This window comes from Paracoccus albicereus (assembly GCF_024359525.1).
Classification (GTDB): domain Bacteria; phylum Pseudomonadota; class Alphaproteobacteria; order Rhodobacterales; family Rhodobacteraceae; genus Paracoccus; species Paracoccus albicereus.
Genome location: NZ_JAKZEU010000004.1, coordinates 446,308 through 461,673 on the forward strand (window position 1 = coordinate 446,308; position 15,366 = coordinate 461,673).

General features: G+C 66.4%; 16 protein-coding genes. 7 read left to right on the forward strand and 9 right to left on the reverse strand.

What is annotated here, in order from left to right:
* The first annotated feature begins 98 nt into the window (after positions 1 to 98).
* The gene (locus MLD63_RS13275; RefSeq protein ID WP_255330379.1) at positions 99 to 1,751 is read left to right on the forward strand and encodes a thiamine pyrophosphate-binding protein; all 1,653 of its coding nucleotides are present in this window, start codon (positions 99 to 101) and stop codon (positions 1,749 to 1,751) included.
* A complete protein-coding gene (locus MLD63_RS13280) occupies positions 1,748 to 2,734 on the forward strand; it encodes a P1 family peptidase (protein ID WP_255330380.1) in 987 nt (328 codons plus the stop codon). Before MLD63_RS13275 ends, MLD63_RS13280 begins: the two co-directional genes overlap by 4 nt.
* Positions 2,735 to 2,787: 53 nt before the next feature.
* On the opposite strand, the gene MLD63_RS13285 is transcribed toward MLD63_RS13280, so the two are convergent.
* Entirely contained in the window at positions 2,788 to 3,441 is a 654-nt protein-coding gene (locus MLD63_RS13285; protein ID WP_255330381.1) for a DUF1236 domain-containing protein, read from the reverse strand.
* A gap of 202 nt (positions 3,442 to 3,643) precedes the next feature.
* Here MLD63_RS13285 and MLD63_RS13290 point away from each other — a divergent pair, with 202 nt between their 5' ends.
* Positions 3,644 to 5,119 (forward strand): NAD-dependent succinate-semialdehyde dehydrogenase, encoded by a 1,476-nt coding sequence (locus MLD63_RS13290; RefSeq protein ID WP_255330382.1) that lies wholly within the window; start codon positions 3,644 to 3,646, stop codon positions 5,117 to 5,119.
* 67 nt (positions 5,120 to 5,186) lie between these two features.
* Here MLD63_RS13290 and MLD63_RS13295 read toward each other — a convergent pair whose 3' ends face one another.
* Genes MLD63_RS13295 through MLD63_RS13305 form a run of 3 tightly spaced genes read right to left on the reverse strand, consistent with a single transcriptional unit; the run spans position 5,187 to position 7,819 of the window.
* Positions 5,187 to 5,774: a DUF1190 domain-containing protein gene (locus MLD63_RS13295; RefSeq protein ID WP_255330383.1), complete on the reverse strand. Its 588-nt coding sequence runs from the start codon at positions 5,772 to 5,774 to the stop codon at positions 5,187 to 5,189.
* A 51-nt stretch (positions 5,775 to 5,825) separates the two neighbouring features.
* Positions 5,826 to 7,043, reverse strand: a complete 1,218-nt coding sequence (locus MLD63_RS13300; RefSeq protein WP_255330384.1) for a glutathionylspermidine synthase family protein — start codon at positions 7,041 to 7,043, stop codon at positions 5,826 to 5,828.
* The gene (locus tag MLD63_RS13305) at positions 7,043 to 7,819 is read right to left on the reverse strand and encodes a DUF1013 domain-containing protein (protein ID WP_255330385.1); all 777 of its coding nucleotides are present in this window, start codon (positions 7,817 to 7,819) and stop codon (positions 7,043 to 7,045) included. Before MLD63_RS13305 ends, MLD63_RS13300 begins: the two co-directional genes overlap by 1 nt.
* A gap of 181 nt (positions 7,820 to 8,000) precedes the next feature.
* On the opposite strand from MLD63_RS13305, the gene MLD63_RS13310 reads away from it, so the two are divergent.
* Positions 8,001 to 8,654, forward strand: a complete 654-nt coding sequence (locus MLD63_RS13310) for a ribonuclease T2 family protein (RefSeq protein ID WP_255330386.1) — start codon at positions 8,001 to 8,003, stop codon at positions 8,652 to 8,654.
* On the opposite strand, the gene MLD63_RS13315 is transcribed toward MLD63_RS13310, so the two are convergent.
* The 3 genes from MLD63_RS13315 to MLD63_RS13325 are packed head-to-tail and all read right to left on the reverse strand — an operon-like array spanning position 8,651 to position 11,603.
* A complete protein-coding gene (locus MLD63_RS13315; protein WP_255330387.1) occupies positions 8,651 to 9,907 on the reverse strand; it encodes an MFS transporter in 1,257 nt (418 codons plus the stop codon). The two genes, MLD63_RS13310 and MLD63_RS13315, sit on opposite strands and share 4 nt — an antisense overlap.
* A gap of 50 nt (positions 9,908 to 9,957) precedes the next feature.
* Positions 9,958 to 10,947: an NAD(P)H-quinone oxidoreductase gene (locus MLD63_RS13320; RefSeq protein WP_255330388.1), complete on the reverse strand. Its 990-nt coding sequence runs from the start codon at positions 10,945 to 10,947 to the stop codon at positions 9,958 to 9,960.
* Positions 10,944 to 11,603: a COQ9 family protein gene (locus MLD63_RS13325; RefSeq protein ID WP_255330389.1), complete on the reverse strand. Its 660-nt coding sequence runs from the start codon at positions 11,601 to 11,603 to the stop codon at positions 10,944 to 10,946. Before MLD63_RS13325 ends, MLD63_RS13320 begins: the two co-directional genes overlap by 4 nt.
* A 101-nt stretch (positions 11,604 to 11,704) precedes the next feature.
* On the opposite strand from MLD63_RS13325, the gene rpsU reads away from it, so the two are divergent.
* Together rpsU and MLD63_RS13335 are read left to right on the forward strand one after the other, a co-directional pair.
* Positions 11,705 to 11,911, forward strand: a complete 207-nt coding sequence (gene rpsU / locus MLD63_RS13330) for a 30S ribosomal protein S21 (protein ID WP_255330390.1) — start codon at positions 11,705 to 11,707, stop codon at positions 11,909 to 11,911.
* 185 nt (positions 11,912 to 12,096) lie between these two features.
* Positions 12,097 to 12,822: a DUF8692 domain-containing protein gene (locus tag MLD63_RS13335; RefSeq protein ID WP_255330391.1), complete on the forward strand. Its 726-nt coding sequence runs from the start codon at positions 12,097 to 12,099 to the stop codon at positions 12,820 to 12,822.
* Here the strand turns inward: MLD63_RS13335 and MLD63_RS13340 are convergent.
* On the reverse strand, positions 12,817 to 13,278 hold the full coding sequence (locus tag MLD63_RS13340; RefSeq protein ID WP_255330392.1) for an Lrp/AsnC family transcriptional regulator: 462 nt from the start codon (positions 13,276 to 13,278) through the stop codon (positions 12,817 to 12,819). The two genes, MLD63_RS13335 and MLD63_RS13340, sit on opposite strands and share 6 nt — an antisense overlap.
* A gap of 136 nt (positions 13,279 to 13,414) precedes the next feature.
* On the opposite strand from MLD63_RS13340, the gene ald reads away from it, so the two are divergent.
* Positions 13,415 to 14,533, forward strand: coding sequence for an alanine dehydrogenase (ald, locus tag MLD63_RS13345; RefSeq protein WP_255330393.1), 1,119 nt, complete (start codon positions 13,415 to 13,417; stop codon positions 14,531 to 14,533).
* A 336-nt stretch (positions 14,534 to 14,869) separates the two neighbouring features.
* Here the strand turns inward: ald and mscL are convergent, their stop codons facing one another.
* Positions 14,870 to 15,307, reverse strand: coding sequence for a large conductance mechanosensitive channel protein MscL (mscL, locus tag MLD63_RS13350; protein WP_255330394.1), 438 nt, complete (start codon positions 15,305 to 15,307; stop codon positions 14,870 to 14,872).
* Positions 15,308 to 15,366: the final 59 nt, after the last annotated feature.

A 15,366-nucleotide genomic window follows, 5' to 3' on the forward strand; every position in this document is an offset into this window, starting at 1 on the left:
AGATAGGCGCGCCTCACCGGCGTGTAAAGGCCCCGCCCCTTGCCCCCCGCCCCCGGCCCGGCCAATGTGCCCCCCGAACCAGTTGGAAGGAGCGGGCGATGCGACACGGCGGACAGATCTTGGTGGACGCCTTGCGGCTGCACGGCATATCGCGCGTCTTTTCCGTTCCCGGCGAAAGCTATCTCGCGGTCCTCGACGGGCTGGTGGATAGCGGGGTCCAGAACGTCGTCTGCCGCCAGGAAGGCGGCGCCTCGATGATGGCAGAGGCTCATGCGAAACTGACCGGGCGCCCCGGCATCTGCTTCGTGACCCGGGGTCCCGGTGCGACCAATGCCAGCGCGGGCGTTCATGTGGCCAAGCAGGACAGCTCGCCCATGATCCTGTTCGTTGGACAGATCGCGCGCGGCGACCGCGATCGCGAAGCCTTCCAGGAGGTCGATTACCGCCAGATGTTCGGCGGCCTCGCGAAATGGGTGGCAGAGATCGACCAGACCGACCGCATTCCGGAATATGTCGCCCGCGCCTTCGATCTGGCGATGTCGGGTCGCCCCGGCCCCGTGGTCCTGGCCCTGCCCGAGGACATGCTGGCCGAGGAATGCGACGTTCCAGACCTTGCCCCCGGTCCGCGGCCGATCTGCGGCCTTTCCGCGCAGCAGTGCGACGCCATCGCCGAGGCATTGACGGCCTCGGAACGCCCGCTGGTCATCCCCGGCGGCGCGTTCTGGACGCAGGACGATTCCGACAACCTTGCCCGTTTTGCCGAAAATTGGGGGCTGCCCGTCGCGGTACCCTTCCGGCGGCAGGATTACATGGACAATCGCCTGCCCCATTACGCGGGCGATCTGGGCGTCGGCATGAACCACCGCATCGGCAAGGCGCTGGCTCAGGCCGACTGCATCCTGTCGCTCGGCTCGCGGCTTTCGGACACCCTGACGGCGGGCTACACGCTGATGAACCCCAAGGATCAGGGCCGGCGCATCATCCACGTCTATCCCGACCCCGACGAGATCGGGCATCTGTGGCGCGCGGACCCCGCGATCCCGGCCTGCCCACGCCAGGCGCTGGCGGAACTGTCGCGCCGTCCCGCACCCGGCCGCCGCTGGGACGACTGGACCTCGAGGCTGCGCGCGCAATACGAAGAGTGGCAGACCCCGCGAGAGACACCGGGCGACGTCAAGCTGGAAGAGGTGATCTGCTGGCTGTCCGCGAACCTGCCCGATGATGCCATCATCACCAACGGCGCGGGCAATTTCGCATCCTTCATCCACCGCTATTTCCGCTTCAAACGCGCCAGCACGCAGGTGGCGCCCACGTCAGGCAGCATGGGCTATGGCCTGCCCGCCGGGATCGCGGCCAAGCTGCAATGCCCGGACCGGGTCGTCGTGGCGGTCGTGGGTGACGGCGATCTGCAGATGACGATCAACGAGCTTTCGACCGCCCGCCAGCACGGTGTCGCGGTGATTGTCTTGGTCGCCAACAACGGCCGCTACGGCACGATCCGCATGCATCAGGAACGCACCTATCCCGGCCGCGTCTCGGGGACCGACCTTTTCAATCCCGACTTCGCGGCGCTCGCGCGCGCCTATGGGGGACATGGTGAGACGGTGACGGCCCAGGCGGATTTCGCCGATGCCTTCGCCCGCGCGCGGGACGCGGGCACGCTGGCGCTGATCGACCTGCGGCTCGACCCCGAGGCGCTGACCACAGGCGCGACGCTGTCCGAGACCCGCGCGGCGGCGCAGGCGGGATGAGAGCCGGACCCCGCAACCTGATCACCGATGTCGCGGGCCTGCGCGTCGGCAATGCGGCGGACGGGCGGCTCAAATCCGGCGTGACCATCTTGACGGGTGACGCCCCCTTCGCCGCATCCGTCCACGTCATGGGGGGGGCGCCGGGCACGCGGGACACGGATCTCCTCGCTCCCGACAAGCTGGTTCCGGCCGTCGATGCGCTGGTGCTGTCGGGCGGATCCGCCTTCGGGCTTGCCGCATGCGATGGCGTGATGGCCGGCCTCGCTGCCGCCGGAAGGGGCTTTGCGGTGGGTGCGGCGCGGGTGCCCATCGTTCCGGGCGCGATCGTCTTCGATCTGCTGAACGGCGGCGACAAGGCGTGGGACGACAACCCCTACCCCGCGCTCGGCCGTGCCGCGCTGGAGGCGGCGGAACAGGATTTCGCCATCGGCACGCACGGCGCCGGCACCGGTGCCCTGACCGGCTGGCTCAAGGGCGGGCTGGGCAGCGCTTCCGCGATCCTCGACAGCGGCCACACCGTCGGCGCACTGGTCGTCGTCAACGCGCTCGGCTCGCCCACCGTGGGCGAGACGCGCCACTTCTGGGCGGCTCCTTGGGAGCTGGACGACGAATTCGGCGGCATCGGTTTGCCGGACCGCTTCCCCGCCGCGACGGAGCCGACGCCGGGCAAGCGCTTGGCAGAGGCGACGACGATCGCCATCGTCGCGACCGACGCCGCGCTGGACAAGGCCGGGCTGCAACGGCTCGCGACCGCAGCCCATGACGGCATGGCCCGCGCGCTTGTCCCCAGCCACACCCCGTTCGACGGTGACCTGATCTTCGCCGTCTCGACCGGCGCACGCCCGCTGGATCCGGCGACCGATCCCTATGGCCTCGGCCACGCCGCCGCATCATGTATGGCCCGCGCCATCGCGCGCGGCGTTCACGCCGCGCGTCCTGCCGACCGCGACCTTCAACCCTGCTGGTCCAGCCTCAGCTCATGAGCAAGGGCGGGACCTGTCGGCCCCGCCCCCACAGATCGCCAAGCGGGAACGTCTCAGCGATAGATATAGACGATCTGGCGATTGTCGGGTTCGACCAGCACCGTCTGTCCGTTGATGGTGACATAGCGATAATCCGGATAGTCCGGTACATCGTACAGCGTCACCGTATCGGGAACGCCAGCGCCGACGACGACTTCGCCATCCAGGATCACCGGCTCCTGCGGGTTTTCGACCACGTAGGTCTGAACTTCCGGCGCAGGCTCGACATTCGCTGCCGCCCCGGTCGAGCCGCCGACCGCACCCACGGGACCACCGACCAGCGCGCCCATGGCGGCGCCGGTCGCACCGCCGACCGCGGTATCCTGTGCGGCGTTCGTATCCTCAGCCGGGGCTTCGATCACGGCGACCTGCGCCTCGGTCCGGTTCGGGTAAAGGGGCTTGACCTCTTCACCCAGCCCGACGTTCAGGTAATCGCCATAGACCCAGCCGGTGCCGCCTTCGAATTGCACTTCGCACCAATTGGCGCTTTCGATGCAGCCTTCGACCGTCGCCTCGTCGCCGCCTTCGATGTAGCCGATCACGTCGTGCTGGACACCGGGCCCCGAGCGCACGTTCAGATCGGTGCTGGTCGTGGCCATGGTCTGTGCCGATGCTGCGCCCGCCATGGCAGTCGCGATAAGGGCGGTCGTCGCGAACAGGTTACGCATGAGACTGTTCCTTCTGTTTCCGGCCCGTGCGGGCCTCGCATGGCCATCCAACCTTTGATCCGCGCGCATCGTTCCGCTCCCCTCTTCACATCTTTGCGTCGAAGGTTAACGCCCGCTTGAGCGCGATGGCGGCGCGCGCGTCGCTTTGACATTGGGCGGGGCGCGTGGTGATCTGCGCCCGAATACGGCCTTGGAGGCGACGATGACCAAACATTCCACCGATCTGAAGATGCTCCTGAACGATCCCTCGCTGCTGGAAACGCGCGCTTATGTCGCGGGCGAGTGGGTGGATGCCGATGACGGCGCCACGTTCGATGTGACGAACCCCGCGCGCGGCGACGTGATCTGCAAGGTCGCCGATCTGGGCCGGGCAGAGGTCGCGCGCGCCATCGACGCGGCGGCCAAGGCGCAGAAGGATTGGGCCGGGCAGACCGCCAAGGACCGCGCGAAGGTCCTGCGCGCGTGGTTCGACCTGATGATGGAAAATCAGGACGATCTGGGCCGCATCCTGACCGCCGAACAGGGCAAGCCCCTGGCCGAGGCGAAGGGCGAGATCGCCTATGGCGCCAGCTTCATCGAATGGTTCGGCGAAGAAGCCAAGCGCATCTACGGCGAGACGATCCCGGGTCATCAGGCCGACAAGCGGATCACCGTGATCCGCCAGCCGATCGGCGTCTGCGCCTCGATCACGCCGTGGAACTTCCCGAACGCGATGATCGCCCGCAAGGTCGCACCGGCTTTGGCCGCGGGCTGCGCCATGGTCTCGCGCCCCGCCGCGGAAACGCCGCTGTCGGCGCTGGCGATGGCGGTTCTTGCCGAACGCGCGGGTCTGCCCAAGGGCCTGTTCAGCGTGGTGACATCCAGCCGGTCGTCCGACATCGGCAAAGAATTCTGCGAAAATCATCTGGTGCGCAAGCTGACCTTCACCGGCTCGACCGAGGTCGGTCGCATCCTGCTGGGCCAGGCCGCCGATCAGGTGATGAAATGCTCGATGGAGCTTGGCGGCAACGCGCCCTTCATCGTTTTCGACGACGCCGATCTGGATCAGGCGGTCGAGGGCGCGATGGCGTCGAAGTTCCGCAACAACGGTCAGACCTGCGTCTGCGCGAACCGCATCTATGTGCAGTCGGGGGTCTACGACGCCTTCGCCGAGAAGCTTGCGAAGGCCGTGGATGATCTGAAGGTCGGCGACGGGCTTGCTGACGAGGACGCCAAGGCCGGTCCGCTGATCAATGAAGACGCGGTCGAGAAGGTTCAGGAACACATCAAGGACGTTCTGGACGGCGGCGGTCAGATCGTGACGGGCGGCAAGCGGATGGAAGGGCTGTTCTTCCAGCCGACCGTCGTGACCGGCGTCAAGGACAGCATGAAGGTCGCGACCGAGGAAACCTTCGGCCCGCTCGCACCACTGTTCCGCTTCGAGACCGAGGAAGAGGCGATCCAGAAGGCCAATGACACGATCTTCGGCCTGGCGTCATATTTCTATGCCCGCGATGTCAGCCGCATGACCCGCGTCCAGGAGGCGCTGGAATACGGCATCGTCGGCGTGAATACAGGACTGATCTCGACCGAGGTCGCGCCCTTCGGCGGCGTCAAGCAATCGGGCCTTGGCCGCGAAGGCAGCCGCCACGGGATCGAGGATTATCTGGAGATGAAATACATCTGCCTGTCGGTCTGATCGACGCGCCGGGGGCTTTGCGCCCCCGGACCCCCGCAGGATACTGATGTGAAGACGAAGACGGCCGTCAGCCGCCGTAGCTTCCGCGGGATGCGGCGGTGCTGCCGAAACCGCCCCGCTGGGCGACGGTCGCCCGGCTCATCGGGGGCTGACCCATCGTGGTGGGCGCGCGGTTGAAGGCATTGGCCGGCGCCTTGCCCGCGCCGGTATTTGTGCTGAGCCGCGTGTCGCCCGAGGGCGTGGCAAAGCCGCCATTGGCAGTGCGCGACAGGGGCTGGCTCATCACGCCGCGATTTCCGCCCATCATCGAGCCGATCAGATAGCCCATCATCAGCGGCATGAAGATCGATCCGCCACCGCCGCCCTGCTGCGCCGCTGCCGGGTCGCCACCGCAATTGCCCTCGCCATGCTGTTCCTCGCAGACTTCGAGACTGTCATAGCGCGGTGCGGTTTCCAGATGGTTCTGCTGCGCCTCGGCGAAGGTCGTCCGGCAATCCTCGACCGTGAAGAAAAGGCTGCCTTCCTCGGCCGCCGCGACGCAGGACGCCTCGTCCGGGAAAGCCTGCGCGTCGGTTTCCTGCGACTTGCAGCCAGCCAGCCCGAAGGCGGCAGCGCCCAGAATGGCGAGCGAGACGTGACGGGACCGTTTGCGCATGAGACCTCCCCTTGGTTCAGCAAATATAGGGGCGCACGGGCGCCGCGGCAATCAATCCAGGATCACGTGCGGCTTGAACCGCGACAGATCCTGCGTGATCCGGCTGGCATCTTCGCGGATACCCATGCCGACGCAGGTCTCTCCCACGATCCAGGCGCCGATGACCGGACGGAACCCACCCAGCACCGGCAAGGGCGCATAGCCCTGCACGATCAACGGGTGGCGATCGTAGTCGCGGTCGGCAGAGGCTTCGGTCGTATCGCCGCCCTCGACGATGCGGACGCCCGCCCCCTCGCGCGAGAAGATCGGCTTGATCACATGGCCCGCGGCCATCTGGTCCGCCACCGCATCGAAGCCCGGCGCCTTTCCGGCACCGCGACCCGCCAACGCGTCGGCGACATCGTCATGGAAGAACGCCGGCAGCAGGTTGGGATGGCCCGGCGCGATCTGCCACAACACCGGCAGGATCGCCTTGTTCGACACCAGCGCCTTCCAAGCGGGCTCGATCATCCGGACACCCGACGGACCGACATGCGCGGCGAACTCGTCGGCGAACAGATCCTCCCACGGGTAAAGCTTGAACAGCGTGCCGATCACCCGATCATCGGCGTCGGCGAACTGGCCCTGATCGCTCAGTCCCACTGCCTGCAGATCGGTGTAATGCGCGCCCATCCCCGCCTCGCGCGCGGCCCAGGCCATCGCCTCGACCGTGGCGTAATCCTCGGGCGCGTCGGCCATCGCGGCGAAATGGATGTCGGTGCCGGGCGCCGCGATCTGGGTGAAACGCTCGACCAGCGCCTCGTGGATGCCGTTGAACTGATCGGCGCCCTCGGGCAGCACGCCCGCCGCGATCTGCTGTTCCAGCCACAACCACTGGAACGAGGCGGATTCGTAAAGCGAGGTCGGCGTGTCGGCGTTGTATTCCAGAAGCTTCGCCGGACCCTCGCCGTCATAGGCAAGGTCCATCCGGCCATAAAGCTCGGGCTCGCCCGCCCGCCAGCTTTGCGCCACCAGGTCGCGAAAGCCCGCCGGAATCCCCATCCGGTCCATCAGCGACTCGTCCGCGACGATGCGGTCCACCGCCTCGCGGACCAGCGCGTGCAATTCGGTCGCCGGGTCCTCGATCCGCTCCTCGATCTCGGCCAACGTGAAGACGTAGGCCGAGGTCTCGTCCCAATAGGGCTGGCCGTGCATGTCGGCGAAGGTGAAGCCCAGCCGTTCGGCCTCGTCCCGCCAGCCGGGCCGCTCGGGCAGGTCGCGACGCTCCATCAGCGGGAGTCGCCGTCCTCGCCCTCGCCATCCTCGTCCGCATCGTCGGACACATCGGCAGCCGGCTTCTTGAAGAAGCTTTCGGCGTCCAGTTCCTCGCGCCGATCGGCCTTGTCGCCGTCATCGCTCAGGCTGAAATTCTCCAACCCGGCAATGGCGGTCGGCAACCGAGCGTCGTCCGTCATCGACAGCGAGGTCTCGGTCGAGACCAGCTTGCGACGCTCGTCGTCCGACATCACGCCACCTTCGGCAGCCTTCTTCTGGGCGGCCTTCTGCACGGCGGCGTCCAGTTCCGTCTGACGGCAAAGGCCCAGCGCCACCGGGTCGATCGGCTGGATGTTCTGGATGTTCCAGTGCGTCCGGTCGCGGATCGCCTGGATCGTCGGCTTGGTGGTGCCGACCAGCTTCGAAATCTGCGCGTCCGTCAGTTCGGGATGGAACTTGACCAGCCACAGGATCGCCGCAGGACGATCCTGGCGCTTGGACAGCGGCGTGTAACGCGGGCCGCGGCGCTTTTCCTCACCTTCCGAGGCGGGGTTGTGCTTCAGCCGCAGCTTGTAGGCGGGATCGGCCTCGCCCTTCTTGATCTCTTCGGCGTTCAGCTGGTTCGAGGCGATCGGGTCATACCCTTTCACACCCGTTGCCACGTCGCCATCGGCGATGCCCTGGATTTCCAGCTCGTGCATTCCGGTGAAATCGCCGATCTGCTTGAAGCTCAGCGTGGTGTTGTCCACCAGCCAGACGGCGGTGGCACGTGCCATCAGCGGCTTGTTCATGGTGCTCTCCTTCATACCTGTCCCGGGCCGGGAAAACGGCTTTCGGCGGATGCCTGTCTGCGTCTTCGGGGGGAATTGCCGGGTGATATAACGATTCCCCGTGCCCGCGAAAAGGGGATTCGCGCATTGTGGGACGCCGGGGCGCTGTCTAGGCTAGCGCCTGTTCGTGACCGGAGACGCCATGAAGACGCTGCAAGCCGCCTGCCTGACGCTCGGCCTTGCCATGCCCGCCGCAGCAGCGGCAGACGTGGCCCGAACAGACGTGGCGGGCGAATTCGACTATTACGTGCTCGCCCTGTCATGGTCGCCCGCCTGGTGCGCGGCGACGGGCGATGCGCGCGATGCCGAACAATGCGATGCGGGCCGCAAGATCGACTTCGTCGTCCACGGCCTGTGGCCGCAATACGAACAGGGCTGGCCATCCGATTGCGCGACGTCCGAACGCGACCCGTCGCGCCGGGACAGTCAGGCCATGGCGGATGTGATGGGGTCGGGCGGACTGGCCTGGTATCAATGGCAGAAGCACGGCCGCTGTTCGGGTCTTTCGGCGCGCGCCTATTACCAGGCGATCCGCGACGCGGCCGCGGTGGTACCCATTCCACCCTTTTTTGACGCGCTCGACCGCGATGTCAGCGTGCCGCCCGCGGTGATCGAGGACGCGTTCATCGAAGCCAACGCCGACCTGGCCCGCGACGGCATCACCGTGACCTGCCGCGGCGAGGCGCTGCAGGAAGTCCGCATCTGCCTGACCCGCGATCTTGAACCGCGCGACTGCGCACCCGACGTGCGCCGCGACTGTTCGCGCGGATCAGTGCTGATGGAAGCGGTGCGCTAAGCCACCTTTGGCGAAACCTTCTGGCCCGCGACGGCGCGCGGCCCCGGCCCCACACCCAGCCTGGGATTCAACCGTCGCGCCAGCAGAGCCATCGCCGCCATGCCGATCGCAGAGGCCAGAAACACCAGCGGGATCGAGCCGGTCGCCAGCAGGATCAGGAACGCGACGCCCGGCGTCAGGATGCCCGACACATCGCGGAACGAGGTGAAGATCGCGCTCATCTCGGTCCGCTCACCGGGCTTCACCGCCATCAGGAACGGCAATGAGCCAAAGGCGTCCAGCGACACCAGGAAGACCGATGCGGCGAGGATGCCCCCGACAGCCATCAACGGCCACCAGGCACCAAAGCTTGCCAGCGCAAAGCAGATCGCGGCGCCGGTGAAGGCCGCGATCATCGAACGGCGCAGCGTCATGCGGTGCTGCAGCCGCAACATCCGCGGCGCCAGAAACAGCATCAGCGAGGAGGTGGCGAAGGCCAGGCCCGCGATGCGATCGCCAAGGCCCGCCTCGACGCAGAAGATCGGCAGGTAAACCACGAAAATCCACCAGCCCGACGATCGCATCACCGCGAACATCCAGCCCGCGACCAACCGCGGCTGCGCCCGGAACCGGCCCAGATAGGCCAGTGGATGCGGCGGTGTGCTGCGCGCCCGCGTGATCGCCTTGCCGTTGCCCATCCGAAGCTGCCAGAACTTCGCCAGCATCAGCAGGCTGGCGCAGGCGGCGATCACGAAGGGGAATGGTTGCCAGTATTGCCACAACGTGACCGAGACCGCCGGCCCGATCGCCCACGGCAAGGCGGAATAGAACATCCGCAGCGTCTCGGACCGGCCCAGGTCGCGACGCGAGATGTAGTCCATCAGATAGGCGTTGACGCAGATCTGGTTCGTGACGACGCCGATACCCATCGCCAGCAGCGCCAGTGGCGTCAGCCAGACCCCGCCAACGATCGCCAGCACCATCGCGATGACGTAAAGCCCAGCACCCATCGTATAAAGCCAGCGCCGCGGGATGTGACGGGCCAGCACCGGCACCGCCAGCCCGGCCGCCAGCGAGGCGCAGCCGACGACGAAATAGGCCCAGCTCACCGACGCCTTGCTGCCCAGCCGCGCATACATCTCCAGCGGCCAGACGGCGACGAGGGTGCCTCGGACGGACGCCTCCAGCCCGCCGAGCGTCGCGAAATCGCGAAACCCCGGCGAGGGGCGCAGCAGGACAGGCTGCAGGATGGTGGAATCGGCGCGGTCGGCCATGGCCTTGGTTTAGCGCGCCCCGCGCCGCGTTCCAGCGGAATGTGCGGCCCTTAGCCGCCCGCCACTTTCATTGCGATCTTGCCGATATGGCCGCTGGATTCCATCCGCCGGTGGGCGTCGCTCGCGTTCGCCAGATCGAACTCACTGTCGATCAGGACCTTGACCTTGCCCGCCGCGATCAACGGCCACAATTGCTCTCGCAACTGATCCGCGATCTGCGCCTTGGCCAGATCGGATTGCGGGCGCAAGGTCGCGCCGGTGATGGTCAGCCGCCGCAGCATGATCTGCGCGAAATTCAGCTCGACCTTCGGCCCGCCCAGGAAGGCGATGAAGACCAGCCGCCCATCGTCGGCCATCGCCTTGATGTTGCGCGGGATGTAATCGCCGCCCACCATGTCGAGGATCAGGTCCGCACCGCCCTCGCCCTTCAGCACCTCGACGAAATCGTCGGTCTTGTAGTTGATCGCGACAGCGCCCAGATCCTCGCACGCCTTGCATTTCTCGTCCGACCCGGCCGTCGCGAAGACGCGCGCGCCCATCGCCTTGGCGATCTGGATCGCCATCGTCCCGATCCCGGACGATCCGCCATGGACCAGGAAGCGCTCGCCCGCCTGCAGGCCGCCGCGCATCATCACCGTCGACCAGACGGTGAAGGCGGTCTCGGGCAGACAGGCCGCCTCTTGCATCGACATGCCTTCGGGGACCGGCAGTGCGTGATCCGCATTGCAGACGGCGTATTCGGCATAACCGCCGCCGGGCAGCAGCGCGCAGACCTTGTCGCCCTTCTTCCAGCGCGTCACGCCGGCACCGCAGCCCACGACCTCGCCCGAACATTCCAGTCCCGGCAGATCCGACGCATCCGGTGGCGCCTTGTAGGCGCCCTGCCGCTGCAGCACGTCGGGGCGGTTCACGCCCGCCCAGGCCAGCCGGATCAGGATCTGGTCGTGACCGGGCACCGGCACTGGCCGGCTGGTTTCCTGCAGCTGGTCGGCATCGCCGGGACCGGCGATCTCGATCGCCTTCATCGTGTCGGGTGTCATGTCTTCTCCTTGGTTCTTCCGGGCAGGTCGCGGGGTTCGGGCGCACGGATCCAGCCGGTGGCGATCCCGGTCAGCGTTTCGGCGCCGGGAAGGTTGCGCAGCCGCGCCTTGACCTTCTCGAACCCCATCACGCCGTCGATGCGGCGGTCGATGAATTCGCGCGTCGCCTTCTGGTCCGCGCTGTCATCGCCCAGCCAGTAGAGCACGCTGGACCCGATCACGGCCGCCAGCGTCGCGCGCTTTGAATACCAGTTCACGTCGCGGGACGGATCACCCAACCCGGTCCAGATCACGTCCGCCGTCTCCCAGACCAGCCGCGCGGCCAGGGCCGAGTTCTGCGGCAGCGCCAGCGTCGCGGCGCCAGCCCGGACCAGTTCGCGGTCGGCCATCCGGATGCGCTGCCACACGGCCTCGGCGATCCGGTCCCGGAAACGACCCGAGGAATTCGCGCCTTCCATCCACGCGGCCAGCCTGGCGTCGCCCCGCCGATGATACGCCGCGGCCAGCCCGGCACCGCCATCGGGCACCAGTACCGGCACCATCGCCGGGGCGATGCCCGCATCCCGCGCACCCGCGGCCAGCGCCCGCGCATTCATCCCCTCGAACGGGACATGGGTCAGGGCGGCGTCGATCAGAAGGTCGCGGCTGTCGGTCATCTGAGCCTCAATGTAAAACTGGACAGGCCGGTTCCCCGCTGTTATGGGGCAGGTTCCTGCAAAGACACGTAACTTTAACCTAGGAAGGTGGTGACAACCACATGCAGGTCAGCGTTCGCGACAACAACGTCGAACAGGCGCTTCGTGCCCTGAAGAAAAAACTTCAGCGCGAGGGTGTTTTCCGCGAGATGAAGCTTCGGCAACATTTCGAGAAGCCGTCGGTCAAGAAAGCCCGTGAAAAGGCCGAGGCCGTCCGCCGCGCCCGCAAGCTGGCGCGCAAGAAGGCCCAGCGCGAAGGCGCGCTGTAAGGTCCTCGCGCAAGCGCCACGCGATGGCGCCGTCACGACAGACGCGATACCGAAATCACGAAGCCCCCGCCCCGGCGGGGGTTTTGCTTTTTGATGCAATATCAATGCCAAACCGGCCGCACGGGTTGACTCGACGGGCCTTGGGCGCCCAGCAAGGGGTGTCACAATTTGTTTGGTTTAATGTCATGTTCAACGCCTCGCTTTCTACCACCGCCCGTCGGGCGGTGCCCGCTGACGATCCGATTCCGGTCTTCGCGCCTGGCTGGCTCGCCGTCCTTCTCACCCTCGATCTGGCGATCATCGCCGCCCATGTCGGCCCGACCGTTGCGACCATGGTGGGAATGCCGATCGACCGCCCGGCATTCTTCAACATCGGCAATGACTGGACGCTGGGCGAAATCGTCAACTACGCCAGCTGGGTCGCGCTGGTCGGTCTGATGCTCTGGGCCTACGCGCAACGGCGCGAGATCGTCTTCATCGCGCTGGCGGTCCTGTTCGCCTACTGCCTCGCCGATGATTCACTGCAGATGCATGAAAGCAACAACCTGTTCCTGCCTGCTGCGATCCAGGACCTGGGAATCCCGTATTACTTTCTGGAAATCGTCTACTGGCTCTTTGCCGGTTCGATCCTGATCGTTCCGATGGCGCTGGGATGGTGGCGTGCCTCGCCCCCGGTGCGCCGCGCGATCGTGCCGCTTCTGGCGCTGTTCGGCGGCGTCGTGATCTGCGCCGTGGCCTTCGATCTGGTTCACTCGCTTGCGGGTCATGTCGACGGTGATCTGGGTCTCGGCCTCAGCCGGGTTTCGGGCGTATTCGAGGATGGTGGAGAGATGGTGTTCATGTCGGCCATGCTCGCCTATGCGATCGGGACATTCGGGCCCAAACCGACCGCGACCGGCACAGCCCTATAGCGGCAGCGCCGTCGTCCTGAAGACCGTGCGCAGCGCAAAGGATGAATGCATCTGCTGCACGCCCGGCAGCTTGGCCAGATGCTGGCGGTGAATGCGGGCGAAATCCTCGGTATCGCGGGCGACGACCTTCAACAGGTAGTCGGCCGCACCCGACATCAGATGGCATTCCAGCACGTCCGGTATGCCGCGCACCGCCCGCTCGAAACCCTCCAGCACCTCGTCGGCCTGCCCCGACAGGGTGATCTCAACGAAGACCATTGTGGGGCAACCGACGCGGCGGCGGTCCAGCAGCGCGACGTAATCATGGATGATCCCCGCAGCTTCAAGCTGGCGCACGCGCTTGTGGCAGGCGCTGGCCGACAGGTTCACCTGCGCTGCCAGATCGGCGTTGCTGATTCGGCCGTCGCGTTGCAGGACCCGCAGAATACGCAGGTCCGTTTCATCCATCTGTGCCATCGACGCAGTATCTTCGAGCATCCGGCACCTGCGCAACAGGATCTTCGCCGAACCCGACCGGATACGGGCGCGTTTCGTCACATATTCGGCGCCGTCCGTGCGACAATGCCGAAAACGCACAGAACAGGAGGTCACCATGCTCATCGGCTGCCCGAAGGAAATCAAACCGCAGGAATTTCGCGTCGGCCTGACGCCTGCCGCTGCGGCCGAGGCGGTCTCGCACGGCCACAAGGTGCTGGTCGAAACCGGGGCCGGCATCGGCTCGGGTTTTCCCGATGCCGACTACACCGCCGCAGGGGCAGAGATCGCGGGTGACGCAGAGACCGTCTTCGACAAGGCCGAGATGGTGGTAAAGGTGAAGGAACCGCAGGCGGTCGAACGCGCGATGCTGCGCGAAGGCCAGCTTCTGTTCACCTATCTTCACCTCGCGCCCGATCCCGATCAGACCCGTGATCTGCTCGGCTCCGGCGTGACCTCGATCGCCTACGAGACGGTGACCGACCGCATGGGCGGCCTGCCGCTCCTGGCACCGATGTCCGAAGTGGCCGGCCGTCTGGCCCCTCAGGTCGGCGCCTGGACGCTGCAGAAGGCCAATGGCGGACGCGGCGTGCTGATGGGCGGCGTTCCCGGCGTCGGTCCGGCCCGCGTCGCCGTGATCGGCGGCGGCGTCGTCGGCACCCACGCGGCACGGATCGCCGCCGGAATGGGCGCTGAAGTCACCGTGCTGGACCGCTCGCTGCCCCGGATGCGGCAACTCGACGACATGTTCGGACAGGTCTTTCGCACCCAATTCGCCAGCGGCGCCAACATTGCCGAACAGATCGCCCAGGCCGACATGGTCATCGGCGCCGTCCTGATCCCGGGCGCCGCCGCGCCGAAACTGGTCAGCCGGGCGCAGTTGTCCACGATGAAGCCCGGCGCGGTGCTGGTCGATGTCGCCATCGACCAGGGCGGCTGTTTCGAAACCTCGAAACCGACCACGCATCAGGACCCGATCTACGAAGTTGACGGGATCATGCATTACTGCGTGGCCAACATGCCCGGCGCCGTCGCGCGCACCTCGACCATCGCGCTCGGCAACGCAACGATGCCGTTCATGCTCGCGCTGGCCGACAAGGGCTGGAAGCAGGCGATTCAGGACGACCCGCATCTGCGCGCGGGACTGTCGACGCATCAGGGCAAGCTGACCTCGCTGCCGGTGGGCGAGGCGCTAAGCCTCGAGGCGATCACCCCCGACGATCTGCTCGCCGCCTGATCGACAACGCCTGAACGCTACGGGGCGCGCGCCATCGGGCCGCGCCCCTTTTCATGCCGGCTGATGGTCGCGCAACACGGTCCTTCACAGCCCAACCCTCTCATCCGTCAGGAAAATATCCCCGCCGGAGGCATCCCGGCGCAGCCGGGATCCCTTAACGCTTCCTGAACCGCACGTTCGCAGCCTGTGTACAGGCTGTGTACAGCCTGTGTACGCGCGGTGTACGGGCTGTGACTCACCAAACCCAGCAAATGCTGGCCGAAAGACAGCGTCCGGTGTTGCGCTGTTGCGCGGCACCGGACGCTGGTGTTGCCGTTCAGATTGCTTAACGCGACGTCAGGCCGCGCGGGTCGCCAGAAGGTCGCGGATCTGCGCCAGCAGTTCTTCCTGCGTCGGGCCCGCGGGCGCGCCCGGCACGACCTCTTCCTTGCGAAGCGCCGCGTCCTTGATCCGGTTCACCGCCTTGACCAGCAGGAACACAACGAACGCGATGATAAGGAAGTTGATGACCGCCGAGAAGAACGAGCCATAGGCAAACACGTTCGCACCCGCCGCCCGCGCCGCTTCCAGCCCCACGCCCTCGGGCGCGGTGCCCGACAGCACGAAATACTTGTCGCTGAAATCGGTTCCGCCGGTGATGATCCCGATGATCGGGTTCAGAAGATCGCTGACCATCGAGGTGACGATGGCGGTGAAGGCCGCACCGATGATGATGCCCACCGCCATGTCCATGACATTGCCCTTGGCGATGAAGTCCCTGAATTCCTTGATCATGCTCTTACCTTGCCCCTTGTTCGAACCCTGTGAACAAGGCGGAAATATCACGGAATTGT